The following is a 12,661-nucleotide window of genomic DNA, read 5'->3' as shown; positions in this document are numbered from 1 at the left end:
AGTGGGGTATATTTTTGGAGAATAAAACGTACCGCCGAGACAGCACGTTTTTTCAGTTCCTTAGTGACAGCTTTGATCTTTAGGCGATTTACTCGGCGCTACATCATAACCTTGATCTTCTATGATGTCAGTAATTTCCTTTAAAGAAACCACTTTAGAATCAAATGATACATCTACTTTTTCTTCATTTAAGTGAACCTTTACAAAATAAACACCATTTAATTTTCCTACGTTTCCTTCAATTGAATTTATACAATGCCCACATGACATTCCTTTCACTGCTAATACTACATTCTCCATTTTTTACTCCTCCTTATTCATTATTACTATACCTAGGTATAGTATATTTTATATAAAAAGAAATCGTGCTTTATTCTGCACGGTCTTTAATCAAATTTATTGGACATCATAACCTTGGTCATCAATTGTTTCTTTGATCTTATCAATAGTAATTTCGTTTGGATTAAACTCCACACTAACAGTTCCTGAATCCAAGTTTACCTTAACAGTGGTAACTCCAGATAATTCGCCTACACTGCCTTCAATTGAATTTATACAATGCCCACATGACATTCCTTTTACGTTTAAAGTCATTTTTTCCATATAGCTTAGTCTCCTTTTATTTTTTCATTAATTTTTGAATTGTCACCATTAACTCATCTAAAATCTCCGTATCTCCTTCTTGAATTTTCTCTAGAACGCATGTCTTCATATGCCCTTCAAGTAAAATTCGACCAACACTATTTAAAGCAGATTGAGTAGCAGATATTTGAGTAATAACATCATCACAATACGTATCTTTTTCAATTAATCCTTTTATTCCTCGAATTTGTCCTTCAATTCGATTTAATCTTGTTGTTAAGTTATTCTTCACTTTATCTGAATGGTGGCTTTTTCTTTCAGCGTCTGATGAGCAGCATGGATCGATTTCAACAATTTTATCAAGACTTTCTGAATTCATCGACATTGCCTCACCTCCTTAATAACATATTACTATACCCCCCTATAGTATGTAAAGGGTTTTTATAAATAAATATATATCGCAAAAAAGTAACCCGCATATTCATCGTGTTTAAGAACTTTTATCTTTAAACCACAGAACAGCAAATTACAAACATACCAAAGCTAATATCAGCGATAGAGCTTCAAAAGTACCTATTTATACATCACCTTCATAAATTCATCCTTTCTAAATTTAAGTTTGCCCTATTATCAAAAACCATCATTATAGATAAAAAAACTTCTCATACTCACTCAATAATCGAAAAAAAATATTGGGGAAACTGTTAATTCACTAACAAATTCCCTGGTGCTATATCACCGTGTACCCACACAGGTTCTCATTCCCATTCAGAATCTAAAGCTAGACTCCATATTTCCCTAAACAAACCTGCGTCAAAAGCCTTTTTGTTGTTCTCAATAGCATTTCGGGATTCTTCATTGTATACAGATAATGACCCACCTCGAAATTCAGGTTTGTATTTCTTATATATGTAAATATAAAATCAGACACTCATAATGGAAACCTTTGCGGTATGAGTGTCTGACTAATATTAATTACTACGGAAGATATTTTTCTACTCGAGAATCGTTAATTACACCATCCCAGTTTAAACCAAAGGTAAAGTCATAAGCATTTCCTTCTGTATCGACGTGTTCCTCCATATCATGTGGAACATCTTCATATTGCTCTTCTACAGTCTTCATGTCAGCTGGCATTTGGAACGGTAGAAGTCCTGAAGGTTCGACGTTACCTGAAATTACCTCAAGTATAGCTTGGTCTTGTACACCAAAGTTTACTAGAATTCCATCAACTTTACTTTCAAATTCAGCAAGTACTGACGGAGTACTCATGTTGATTGATACAATTACAGGTTTGTCACCCATTTTCTCTTTTGTTTCAAGTACAAGATCAAGATCTTTTGTATTTGCAGCCGTTACTGTTTTGCCTTTATAAGATCTATTTGTGAAATCTTCTGTTGGATGTCCACCAGCTATACTTACCTCTCTGGCATATTCAGCTGTATATTCGCTGTATTGTAAACTAATTGGTAAGTAACCATTCCCACCAGCTTTGCGATCTTCCACAGAATAACCAAGTCCGCCATCTGGACTTTCAATTCCAACAAGTGCAAAGTCCGCTTCACTAGGATCATTCGTAATATTAAAATATTTTTGAACAACATCAAGATTAAATGGAACTTCATAGTAACCAGGTGTAACTCCCCCACCAAAACGAGCCTTCACAGGAGGATACCAGCGTTCCGGTACATAAGCAGTTAATTTTTCGTTATCTTCTGCTTGTAGTGGTAACACACTATCTTTGTTCTTTAGCATAACAATTGACTTGAGTTGTGCTTCAAAACCTGCTTGCATGAATTCTGAATTACCGACAGTTTTAGCAGTCTCTTCAACATCAAGATAAGGATTTTCAAATAAACCCACTTGGAAAACGTTTTTTAACAATCTAACTGCAGATTCCTCAAAACGATTGCGCATGAATTTTTCTCCATGATCCTCAACCCCCATTTGATAAGCGGCCATAATATCATCAGATTCATCTACACCACCAAATTGATCTACACCATTCATAATGACTTTGTAGAATCGTTCCGCAACGGAAAGATCTTCAACACCCCATGAGGTCCCGTAACCGAATTTCTCCATATCTTCGATTTCAGACCCAATATCCTCGGTTATTCCCCAGTCTGTAGTAATTACTCCATCATAACCATATTTATTTCTTAGAAGATCATTGATCATGAATTTACTATATGAATTACCCACGTTTTCACCATACTTAGTATCTTGATTCCATGAAATTGTATAGTAAGGCATGATTGCGGAAACTGAATTGGTTCCGCCTTTTAAATCAAATGCACCTTCTAAAAATGGAACAAGATGTTCTTCAAAGTTTTTACCTGGATAAACGGCGTATTTTCCAAATGGATAGTGCGCGTCACGTCCAGCTTCACCGGATCCACCCCCAGGCCAGTGTTTGGCCATTGTATTTACACTTGTGTATCCCCATGCATTAGCAATTTCTTCTTCTCCGCTAGATGTTTGAAATCCATCAGCATAGGCTCGAGCCATGTCTGCTGAGAGGGCCGGATCCTCTCCGAATGTACCAGGGAACCGGTACCAGCGGGGATCTGTTGCAATGTCAATTTGTGGAGAAAGTGCGGTTGAAATTCCAAGTGCACGATACTCCTTTGAAGCAATATCACCAAATTCTTCTACAATCTTAGGATCAAATGTTGCAGCTAAACCAATGGACTCTGGCCACATCGAAATATCTCCACCAGCTCCAGCATTAAACTCTGCACTAGAATCCGATCCGTGACGAGGATCAGAGCTGTTATTTAATGGAATACCTAAACCCAATCCTTCAGCCAAGGCTTGAGCATTATTGTTCCACTGTGCAGCCGTCTCTGGACTTGCAACACTTGTAAACAATACGTGACGAAGATTATCATTAACAATATAACTTCTCTGAGCCTCCGTTAATTCAGCGGAATTAATACTTTGATGCGAGCTGTACAGCATTAAACCAGAAATTTGTTCTACTGACATTTTAGATGCTAAATCTTCAGAACGTTCTTCAACTGATAGCCGCCAATCTTCATAATCGTCTAATTTATTATTCTGGTTTAAGTCCTTAAAAGCATATCCTCCCCGAATAATATAATTAACTTCTGAGTTCACTGAATATCCTAAGGTCGGACCATCCCTGTTTGTAACGTAGTTTATTTCACCCGATTCAATTACAGACCACTTTCGTCCGTTGTCTTTTGATAGTCCCTCTCCTTTACCGTTATTACTAGGATTAGCACTGCTACCAAAAACCGGACTTTGCATACCTAATACTAAAGCTGCAATGGAAGCAACACCTATTACTCTTTTAAATCCTTTAAACATATCTTAACCTCCTTGAATTTTTATAAAAATCAAGTGCAAAATCATGTTAATGTACCTGTTAAATATCAGGTCAAGTTTTACCCCTTTTATTTACAGAATAATGTTGCTTGTGCGTCCCTAAGAAATCAATACGTGTAAGCGCTTACGTTTGTATTGTATAATATAATTCGTCTGTCATGTAAAGAATTATTAGCACATTTTAAAGAATATCTTGATTATTTTAATATGACAAAACTAGACAAAAATCATATGTAAAGAGCGCCTAACGATTCAGAGATCTTCTTAAGATTCTGTAGATTTAAAATAAAGATTGATACATATTATACATGACTAATATGTATCAATCTTTTACTTCTTGTTCCACAATCGCGCCCGATCGTAATATAAGTTTAACCAGTTTTTACTGGTTGAACTTTTTTTATTTGGTTTTATTATAGCGGTAGTCGGAGTAGAACGTAGCGCCCGTGGGACATGATCCCGTCCGCAAAACTGTTCACTCCCTACTTGTATAAGCATGTTTCAGGCTGGTTGGGACAAAGATCCCGTTTAACAAGCGAACCTATGACAGTACAAGCAGCACTAGGGACAACCGACTAATCTTAATTTCTAAGGAGGAGATGATGATGAATCCAGTAGTAGGTCTGGATGTTTCTAAAGGGGAAAGTCAGGTACAAGCATTCTTGGATAAGGGTCAACCCTTTCGTAAAAGTTTTAGTGTAAAACATACTGTTGAGGGCTTTGAGAATTTATTAGGATTCTTAAAAGAGATTGAAAGAGTAGCTGATGGTAAGCAACCTTCGGTTATCTTAGAATCAACAGGGCATTACCACTCTCCTGTTATTCAATTTTTAGAGGAAAAGCAATATGTTTATATTATTGTGAATCCCCTTATCTCTCATCGAGCAAGGAGTGCAAGTTTAAGAAAGGTAAAAACAGACGCTGTCGATGCCCATCTTCTTTGCGAACTATTCTATAAAGAAGAAATTGAGCCGTATAAGAAAAGAGGTATTCAACTCTTAAACCTTCGTAATCTTACAAGGCAACAAGAGACAATTTCAGGTATCTCTACACAAACCAAGGTACAGCTTCTAACAGTGTTAGATCAAGTATTTAGGTGTCTTCGGTAATTTTTATTCGAAAGTCTCTTTACAGACTCTTTCCTTATTTCCAACTTCTGAACATGTACTAAGCACTACCGAATCTTTATTAACTGACAAAATCGTATCGTTATGTACCAGACGTTCAGAAAAGTGGGCAAAAGAAAAAGCACAAAAGCTTATTGAGGCTGCATTACGAAATCCATATCAAACAACTTGTATGAAAGTCTATTTTTAACTTAAAGATGTTAATTACCATCGTTCTTCAATATCAAGAGCATCTATCACAAATAGAAGCAGAAATAGATGCCCTAGCTAAAGAAACCTGTTTTTAAGTGAATTAGTTTCACAATATTCTTATTCTCATTTGAGGAAACCTCTTTTAAGTTGATGAAAATTTCTTTTTACTTTCAATAATGTATTGAAACCCATATAACAAAGGAGCTTTGTAAAAGAAATAAAGGAAAAATTGAAAATTATTTAATCGAACTAATTTAGCAACTTTTAACTTTTCCATTAGCTTTACTAAAATAAAAGCGAAGAAAGCATTAACAGTGGCATTAAGTAAAATAAACTGTTTAAAATTCCCTAAGTCCACTTTAATATCCACATAGAGCCAACAAGAAACGGACCAAGATTGAAAGGTAACTCCCCTGTAATATATGAGTTTGGTTTATTATAAAAAGTCCACCATTTTAGTTTTTTTCCAACTTGAACATTTAATGCTTCTAAAAAAACAACAAGAACGGATGCAGGAAGAAATCTTTTTATATTTCGCCTTCCCAAAAAAGATAAGGATAACCAAGAAAGTAAAACCATTGTAATATTAATTAACCACTGATTTTTCAATGACATATTACTTTTTAAACTCCTTTTTTTCTTATAGTTTCCCCTACTTTTTTATATTTATTTTGGTTAATAGAAGTTGCTTTTAAACAAACCTGCCAGTTTAAGTAAAACCTTCACAATCTCATCTGTATTTTAACACAAATATCCAATTTTCTTGAAAGGTGTTGCTGCTCTACAACCTGGCCCTTTCAAAAGGACGCAAATCCTTATTCCGGAAATGCGCCCGATTGTTGGATATCAGTAGCAGCTGAAGATGACTAGCATTTATTGAACTCTAGCACCCGATAGTTTACCATTCTTCACAAATTTCTAAAGTATAAGTTTTTCTAATTTTCCCCATAAAAAAATCCCCTCCATAGTAAACAGTAAAGCATCTTTCTTTTTACTGTCTACTATAAGGGGGAAATATCTATCACAATACAGGAATCATCTATTAGATGTTGCATAGTCTAAGCAGCAATAAATAATCTAGTTCAAGTTATTTTTCGAGATACCAATTTTCCCCATTTCGGAAGAAAATTCTATCTTGCGCTTCTCTACCTACTGTTTCTTTAATTAATTTAATATCATTGTATGAGAATCGATATTTTGCTCGAGTTGAAGGCAAATCACTGCCAAACATAAGGCAGCTTGGGTTTTCGCTATATAATATTGTTATTAATTCACTGATTTCATCACGTTCATACCCAACCCGACCAAAGCCTGTTAAACGAATAGGAATATCTGCAGTAACAATTTTTTTCAACTTATCAATTGAACACTTATGCATCCCAAGATGATCAATTGATACTTTTGGTAATGTAAAAATTAATTCTTCTAATTCTTTATCAATTGTTTGCAAATTAAGATAAAGCTCTGTCTTCCAATTACGTAATTTATAAACTCTCTCTGATAGCTCTTTAATTTCTTTTGGTGAAGCAGATAATCCTCTGTATAGGTTAAATCTTATTCCCTTTATTCCGACATCGTTTAATTTTAAAATGTCTTCATCGGTTGTATCGAATGGAAGCTGAGTGATACCTACAAAATTATTTCCTAATTCTAGAATTGCTTCTGCAAAATAATCTTGATGATACCCTTGAAATGAGCCTGACACAATGGCTCCACCTAATACTTCAATCGACATTTCTTTCATTTCCTTTAAATAATCAGGGACTGTATAATAGTCAGGGACAAATCCTTGATTTTCTTCAAGAGGAAACTTTGGGTCAATAATATGAAAATGGGTGTCAAATATTTTTTGCATAACTACCCCCTACAATATAAACATTAAAATCAATGTTGCAACAATAGCAAACCCTAACCCTAATGGCGTTGCTTTATAAAGTAAATCATTATAAAATTTCTTAGACTCTTCTTCGCTTAAACCACTGTTACCAAGTATCAAACTACCACCTGTAGAGAATGGCGCTAAAGCTGTTGATTGAGCACCGATAATAATAGCAACCGCAATTAACGAAGCACTGTAGCCTGTAGGACCTATTATACCCGCAATCATAGGGAACATAAGCGGTGCAACAACACCCAAAGTACTACTAAAGATTGACATAACACCAGCAATGATTGCCACAGCAATAGGAACAATAATGGACGGCATATTATTGATCATAGAAGCTAATAAATCGATTGTACCTGCTTCAACGGCAACATCAATTAACATTCCTACCCCTGAAACAAGCCATAATGTATTCCAAGGTACTCTTGCCATTACTTCTTTTGGTTTATCCTCAGCTAATTTTAATATGTAAGCCGCGATTGCGAATACAACTGCTAGTAAAGTAATGTCCGTACGTGAGTTAATAAACTGAATAATTTCATTCTCAGGCATAAAATTAGCGAGCATTGGTACTCCTAGTACAATTACCATAAGAAGAATAATTAAAGAAATATTTACTTTTTGTTTTTTTGAAAAAACTTCTGGTTTTTCTATATTCAACTCAACGATTGGACTGTTTTTTCTATCAAAAAACATCAGAATCAACATGATAAATATTGGATAGATAAATGAAACAACAAAGATATCCCTTGTCAGAATATTTGCCTGATCAGCAACAGCTGTTTCACTTAACAAAGAGTTAAAGAGTACCCCATGCGTACTATACATGAAATTTGCACCAGAAAGGGAACCTAGTGAAACTGCGGATGAAGCATGTAATTTATTCATTCCTGATGATTTACATAATGCCATTGCAATCGCACCCATGACTGCCACAGAAGTAAAGAAACCGGCACCCATCCCTGAAACCAACGCTGTAATAAAATACAAAATTAAAGGCAGCCATTTTGTTAGTTTTTGAAATCTATAAAGTAATAATTGAGCAATTTTTTCTAAAGTACCATTTACTACTGCAAAATTAAAGAAGAGCGCTAAGGTGAAAATAACTAAGAATAATTTTGTTGGGAATGTTGCCAATAAATCACTAATAGACATCCCCAAAACAAAACAACCAATTAAATAAGCTAGTGCTAAAGCTACTAAACCAGTATTAATATCAAGTTTTTCACCCAGATAGATTGCAATGATTATAGCCAATATTATTAAAATGGAATAGAACATAATTTCCTCCTCGTTCATTTATCGATCATTTGTTTATATGTAGTGTGTAGTTGCCTGAGATGAAGCGCTTCCAAAATAATGAGGAACTATCAATCTAGTTCAAAAATGACCCCCACCTCTTATCTATTTATTTTTTCTTAGTCTAAACTTAATACTGATTTGTATTTGTACATGTCTCCACGATAGGAAGAAGCACCTGTTAAAACACAACCTTTTTTTACTTTTAAGTCAACACTTCTATATAAAATTGGAGAACCTACAGAAACATCAAGAATTTTTGAAATCTCTTGACTAGCAAGAACTGCTTCTATTTCAATTTCTCCTTCGGTAAGGGACATATTAAATTTATTTAAAAATAAATGCGAAAAAGAATAATTAACATATTCTTCATCAGTAATTTGTTCACCATACTTTTTTAAAAGATAACGGTTATCGATAACCATTGGGATACCCTCTGAAAGACGTAAGCGTTTTACTTGATAAACTTCTTCTCCAGGTTTTACCCCCAATTTTACATCTATTCCTTCTGGACAAGGTACGGATCCCCGATATAGCAACTTAACATTAAAGTTTTCTAAGTACCACCCTCGAAAAAAAGTATCCAATTTAGCAATATCTGTTTTTAATTTTTCTTTTCGAACAATAAAGGTGCCTTTTCCTTGGATACGTTTTAAAAGACCTTCTTCTACAAGCAATTGGACCGCCTGACGAATAGTCATTCTAGAGACATCAAACATTTTTATTAGTTCATCATCGCTTAAAAACTTTTCTTTTCCTTCCTTGTACATTTCATCTGCTTTTTTTCTTAAGCTATCTGCAATTTGAACGTACTTTGGAATAAGAGAATTATAATTACTCATGCTCACCCTCCTAGGGATTATATTAAAAAACAAGTCATCTATACATCTAGATGACTTGTTTTTTATTTTATAGAACCAAAAGTTAAGAGTCAACATAATTTTCTGAATTTTTTATTTCCATTTAAGATTAAGAACAAAACATTATATGATATCCCAATCTTTGTCTTTTTTATGGCTTGATTAATGACACTAAGATTGACACCACTAAAACCTTGATAAACAGGACTAGAAAAACGGTGTCATAACTTTTTTAAGTTATGACACTGTTCTTTTGGAAAAGGATACAAAAAGACACCTGAGAAATTAGTCTGCAATTACATTTGAAAAACTCTCGCATACAACTATACGAGAGTTTTTTGGCTTTATTGTAATCCTTGCGTATGTCGGTATCTCACTGTAAATAAGGGATCGTTTTGATAAGCAAACGTGACAGCTTTGCGATTTACATTTGGCATTTCGTAAAAAATTTCACTTATCTCTGACCCATTTAGATCAATGCCTTTTGTTTCGTTAGGATCAGGTTCATCAAACCTAGGAAGAACAACTGTTACTTCAACTCTCCCACCTTGAACAATGCCTAGACCGTCGAATGGGTGCGTTAGTACAATAAGAAAATGTATTTCGTTGTCACATTTTTATATCTTAGATCTTCCACAATCGGCGCAATTCCATAGTAAGAATTGCGCTCTTACTTTTGGAAAAGGTCCTTATTCGTGAAATAGAGAAGGGATTTTTCATAAGAAATCGGACTATGAACTATAAGTTAAAGTATAGGGTGGAATATTATTAACAACGTGCATTCTCTCTTCATTCTTAACAGACCATGGTATATTAGGAAGGATATTTCTTAATTTTTTTTCTAAGTTCTTTTCTGTTAACTTATCAATATTTTCTTCATCAAAATAAATTACATCGACATCAGGTGTAGTTGTTCTTTCAGTGAACCCGTGTAAACTATCCCAGATTTTAGAGCGTACAAAACCCGCACATATCCACCAATCTGGTAAATCTAATGTCTTTGCTGCTCTTAAAATCTCCATCATTTCATCATCATCGTGAATTATTTTTATTACATCTTCTTTATTTTTCAACATTTCAATCCACCTCTACAGAACGTATATTCGTATTGTATCACAATAAAAATATAAAGGAAGATTATTCCACTAAACTGACGAATTCTTGAGCAAAGAGGTACGACCTACTTAATGCTACAATCGCGCCCGATTGATGAAGAACATTATTTAGAATAATCAATTATTTAGGATATGATTTTCCTTGAATTAGATGGGTATGGGGGTTATGACCCCATCACAATGTCTCCTTTTTCTCTTTTTGGAACCAAGTCTCTAGCAGCTCCTGCTCTCTTTCGCGTGATATCCCTGTTTTTCGTTCTGTATTCTGTCTCGCTTTCTCCCATTGATACACATCATAAACAGTATCTTCAAGAGGTCGGAAGGAAAGACCAGCGTTAACAGCTTTTTCTATACTGATGAAAAAAGATCCTTTCCACGGTTCTGTTTCTTCTTCTAACGGGAAGTGTTCAGGAATCCATAAAGGCATTTCCGTCCATGGCTTTACTTTGTGCTCCAATATAAACTGTTCTTCTGCCCACACAAATTCGGTATCGCTGTTTGTGACAGCTTTACAGGTGTTTAATAGCTCTTTCATAGTCAATTCATAATTCGGACCTGTTACATTAAACGTGCCTTTTTTTCTGTTTTCTGCCATATTGAACACCCATGTTGCTATATCTTTTACGTCAATCAATTGAACAGGGCGATCTGAACGTCCTGGCACCAATACTTTTCCACCTTGTGCCACACGCTGAACCCAGTACGGAAGCCGATCCGTATAGTCAAACGGTCCGACAAGCAGCCCTGCTCTTATATGCAAAACACGCCCTGGCCAATGCTTTTCTGCTTCTGCTTCACAAAGTACTTTCAACGCGCCGTAATAGTCATAGGGAGAAATTTTCCCCTCCTCAACGTCTTTCAACTTATCATCCGGCGGCATGGATTGTAAATGATAGTCTTCCGTAATATTGAAGGGAATCCAATCCTTATAAAGAGAGATGCTTGAGATATATGTATAATGTTCGATGTTATCTCCAAGTACAGTCGCAATTTTTTTGATTTGATGCGGAGCAAATCCGCAGGTATCCATTACAACATCCCATTTCCGGTTTTCTAGAAGTGAAACATCACCGTCTCTATCACCAATTAGCTGCTCAACCTCAGGAAACATCTCTTTATTGGTACCGCGATTAAATAATGTAATTTCGTGACCTCTTTTCAATGCTTCTTTTACCAAAGCTTTTCCTAAAAAACGAGTACCTCCTAATATAAGGACCTTCATAGTTTTCCCCCATTCACTTTAATAGAGTGTAAAAATACCTTCATTTTACATAACGGTTTTCCTTCTTAAAAAGATAAGGAGAGTATAAAAAATTTATTCCCTTTTATTAAAGGAAGGCGTCCAATTGTTCAAGATTAAACAGACTACCCTATCTAATATTCGAAAGATATAACAGATACATTTCTCCCAAACTCCGATGATCTCCTTTTTTCTTCTTATTCAAGAATATGGCCCTAAAATGGAAAACGAGTGCTCATCCTTGTTCCAGGATAGCGCCCTTTAATGGAATTCCTAAAATATGGCCTCAGCTCTAAATCTCCTTATTTCTTATTAAGCTAATCTGCCGTTAGTTAAATAAATTGGTCCTTTTATTAACTAAAATCACTTCTAAATACGCTCTCCTTTTTTGCCTAATCAAACTGATAATCCAATAAAAATATACTTGACCTCAATTGATAAAATAAACGAAACGGTATGTAAACTTATTCTACTTCCACCAAATAGACTGAGCCACATCTCCTCTCTCGGGAATTCTATTTAAATCATTTCTAATACCCACTTCTTGTCCTTCATTTTCTTTAAAAATTGAAAAAAATTCCCTCTTATCTTTTTTGATATTATAACTGAGACTATAGAAGAAAAAAGTTTATTTAAGGAAGTGATGCCAGTGATTGAAAATAATTCTAAGGATATTCGTCAAATTGTTCAAAAAGCAAAAGATGAAGATGATCAAGCGAAGAATGCAACAGATATTGTCAATCATGCAATCTCTGAGATGAATCCACAACGAAGTCAAGAAGATAAATCTCAGAATCATCGTTAGAAGAAACAATAAGAGCCTGAATTAAAGGTAAGTAACTAAATAAAGTGTACCCTTTGTAAAGGACATTTTGAAAAAAGGTCATGCCACTTGGAGAAGGTGATTTCTGTATTGAACAGGAGTCATCTTCTTTAAGTTCCATTGATATCTGAAATTGTTATAGTACGTCATATAATTTATTATTTCTCTTTTAAGTTCTTCCAAA

Annotated in this window: 11 protein-coding genes and 3 pseudogenes; 2 read left to right on the top strand and 12 right to left on the bottom strand. The window is 34.7% G+C overall.

From position 1 onward, the window contains the following. Positions 1-60: 60 nt before the first annotated feature. The 5 genes and pseudogenes from copZ (ACFFIX_RS05065) to ACFFIX_RS05045 form a co-directional block, all read right to left on the bottom strand. A complete protein-coding gene (gene copZ / locus ACFFIX_RS05065) occupies positions 61-300 on the bottom strand; it encodes a copper chaperone CopZ (protein WP_378931228.1) in 240 nt (79 codons plus the stop codon). Positions 301-396: 96 nt separating this feature from the next. Beyond that, on the bottom strand, positions 397-603 hold the full coding sequence (gene copZ, locus ACFFIX_RS05060) for a copper chaperone CopZ (RefSeq protein WP_378931226.1): 207 nt from the start codon (positions 601-603) through the stop codon (positions 397-399). 16 nt (positions 604-619) lie between these two features. Next, positions 620-967 (bottom strand): metal-sensitive transcriptional regulator, encoded by a 348-nt coding sequence (locus tag ACFFIX_RS05055; protein ID WP_378931224.1) that lies wholly within the window; start codon positions 965-967, stop codon positions 620-622. Positions 968-1,343: 376 nt separating this feature from the next. Beyond that, positions 1,344-1,469: pseudogene (locus ACFFIX_RS05050) on the bottom strand (aminoglycoside phosphotransferase family protein); the annotation flags it as partial. 91 nt (positions 1,470-1,560) lie between these two features. Further along, complete coding sequence (locus tag ACFFIX_RS05045) at positions 1,561-3,918, bottom strand: glycoside hydrolase family 3 protein (RefSeq protein WP_378931221.1); 2,358 nt, start codon at positions 3,916-3,918, stop codon at positions 1,561-1,563. 623 nt (positions 3,919-4,541) lie between these two features. Between ACFFIX_RS05045 and ACFFIX_RS05040 the strand changes: the two are divergent. Continuing rightward, positions 4,542-5,338, top strand: a pseudogene (locus tag ACFFIX_RS05040) (IS110 family transposase); the annotation flags it as partial. A 265-nt stretch (positions 5,339-5,603) separates the two neighbouring features. Here the strand turns inward: ACFFIX_RS05040 and ACFFIX_RS05035 are convergent. The 6 genes and pseudogenes from ACFFIX_RS05035 to ACFFIX_RS05010 form a co-directional block, all read right to left on the bottom strand. Next, positions 5,604-5,864: a hypothetical protein gene (locus ACFFIX_RS05035; RefSeq protein WP_378931219.1), complete on the bottom strand. Its 261-nt coding sequence runs from the start codon at positions 5,862-5,864 to the stop codon at positions 5,604-5,606. Between the two features lie 478 nt (positions 5,865-6,342). Beyond that, positions 6,343-7,110: an amidohydrolase family protein gene (locus ACFFIX_RS05030; protein WP_378931217.1), complete on the bottom strand. Its 768-nt coding sequence runs from the start codon at positions 7,108-7,110 to the stop codon at positions 6,343-6,345. A gap of 9 nt (positions 7,111-7,119) precedes the next feature. Next, the gene (locus tag ACFFIX_RS05025) at positions 7,120-8,421 is read right to left on the bottom strand and encodes an SLC13 family permease (protein WP_378931215.1); all 1,302 of its coding nucleotides are present in this window, start codon (positions 8,419-8,421) and stop codon (positions 7,120-7,122) included. A 137-nt stretch (positions 8,422-8,558) separates the two neighbouring features. Then, a complete protein-coding gene (locus ACFFIX_RS05020) occupies positions 8,559-9,281 on the bottom strand; it encodes a GntR family transcriptional regulator (protein ID WP_378931213.1) in 723 nt (240 codons plus the stop codon). A gap of 767 nt (positions 9,282-10,048) precedes the next feature. Further along, a pseudogene (locus ACFFIX_RS05015) lies at positions 10,049-10,375 on the bottom strand (nucleotidyltransferase family protein); the annotation flags it as partial. 214 nt (positions 10,376-10,589) lie between these two features. Continuing rightward, the gene (locus ACFFIX_RS05010; RefSeq protein WP_378931211.1) at positions 10,590-11,636 is read right to left on the bottom strand and encodes an SDR family oxidoreductase; all 1,047 of its coding nucleotides are present in this window, start codon (positions 11,634-11,636) and stop codon (positions 10,590-10,592) included. A 667-nt stretch (positions 11,637-12,303) separates the two neighbouring features. Here ACFFIX_RS05010 and ACFFIX_RS05005 point away from each other — a divergent pair. Next, the gene (locus ACFFIX_RS05005; protein WP_378931209.1) at positions 12,304-12,459 is read left to right on the top strand and encodes a hypothetical protein; all 156 of its coding nucleotides are present in this window, start codon (positions 12,304-12,306) and stop codon (positions 12,457-12,459) included. A gap of 78 nt (positions 12,460-12,537) precedes the next feature. Here ACFFIX_RS05005 and ACFFIX_RS05000 read toward each other — a convergent pair. Beyond that, a partial coding sequence (locus tag ACFFIX_RS05000) for an IS3 family transposase (RefSeq protein ID WP_378931915.1) occupies positions 12,538-12,661 on the bottom strand: 124 nt, incomplete at its 5' end.

Source organism: Metabacillus herbersteinensis (assembly GCF_042433335.1).
GTDB lineage: Bacteria > Bacillota > Bacilli > Bacillales > Bacillaceae > Metabacillus > Metabacillus herbersteinensis.
The sequence above is the reverse complement of the archived record's forward strand: the minus strand, read 5'-3'. Positions and strand labels throughout refer to the sequence as shown.

Excerpts from the sequence above, each read along its gene's own strand:
- copZ (WP_378931228.1), bottom strand. The coding sequence starts at position 300 with ATGGAGAATGTAGTATTAGCAGTGAAAGGAATGTCATGTGGGCATTGT.
- copZ (WP_378931226.1), bottom strand. The coding sequence starts at position 603 with ATGGAAAAAATGACTTTAAACGTAAAAGGAATGTCATGTGGGCATTGT.
- ACFFIX_RS05055 (WP_378931224.1), bottom strand. The coding sequence starts at position 967 with ATGTCGATGAATTCAGAAAGTCTTGATAAAATTGTTGAAATCGATCCA.
- ACFFIX_RS05045 (WP_378931221.1), bottom strand. The coding sequence starts at position 3,918 with ATGTTTAAAGGATTTAAAAGAGTAATAGGTGTTGCTTCCATTGCAGCT.
- ACFFIX_RS05030 (WP_378931217.1), bottom strand. The coding sequence starts at position 7,110 with ATGCAAAAAATATTTGACACCCATTTTCATATTATTGACCCAAAGTTT.
- ACFFIX_RS05025 (WP_378931215.1), bottom strand. The coding sequence starts at position 8,421 with ATGTTCTATTCCATTTTAATAATATTGGCTATAATCATTGCAATCTAT.
- ACFFIX_RS05020 (WP_378931213.1), bottom strand. The coding sequence starts at position 9,281 with ATGAGTAATTATAATTCTCTTATTCCAAAGTACGTTCAAATTGCAGAT.
- ACFFIX_RS05010 (WP_378931211.1), bottom strand. The coding sequence starts at position 11,636 with ATGAAGGTCCTTATATTAGGAGGTACTCGTTTTTTAGGAAAAGCTTTG.